Source organism: Acidovorax sp. SUPP3334 (assembly GCF_030159055.1).
Taxonomy (GTDB): domain Bacteria; phylum Pseudomonadota; class Gammaproteobacteria; order Burkholderiales; family Burkholderiaceae_C; genus Paracidovorax.
This window is the reverse complement of record NZ_BQXQ01000134.1, coordinates 1-516: the sequence shown is the minus strand read 5'-3', so window position 1 is coordinate 516 and position 516 is coordinate 1. Positions and strand designations below refer to the sequence as shown.

At 72.7% G+C, this 516-nt stretch carries 1 pseudogene; it reads right to left on the bottom strand.

Annotated elements, in window-relative coordinates:
* A pseudogene (locus tag AVHM3334_RS23815) lies at positions 1-516 on the bottom strand (RHS repeat-associated core domain-containing protein); the annotation flags it as partial.

The window sequence follows — 516 nt, the reverse complement described above, 5'->3', positions numbered from 1 at the left end:
CGGCGCACCAGGAGCGCAGCACGCGGCCGTGCGGGCCTTCCGCGTCGTACTGGGCGAAGTAGCGGTGGCCGCTGGCCTTGCGGTAGCCCACCAGCACGCCCGAGCGCCAGGCGTACTGGCGGTAGGGCAGGCCGCCGTGCTGCGTGGCGATGAGCTGGCCCTGGTTGTCGTAGGCATAGCGGGCCAGCACCTGGGGCGCTGCTTGGCCGGGCGCCAGCAGCTCGACGGCGGCCAGGCGGGCGCCGCGCAGCGGATCGGTGGCAGGCGCATCGTTGACCTGGGTCCAGCTCAGTCGCAACTGTCGCCCCGCCGAATCGGAGACGCCGACCAGACGCGGGATTGAGAAGGGAGAGGCGAACGTTCCCGCGCTGGCCGCACGGATCTCTCCGTCGGCCATGGCCTGCTCGCGGGCCTGCCGCGCACTCCAGGTCAGCACCTCGCCCGTGGCCGTCCCCGCATCGCCCGCATCCGCTGCGGTCCAGTGCAGCGCGATGGCATTGCCGTTCGCATCCTGCA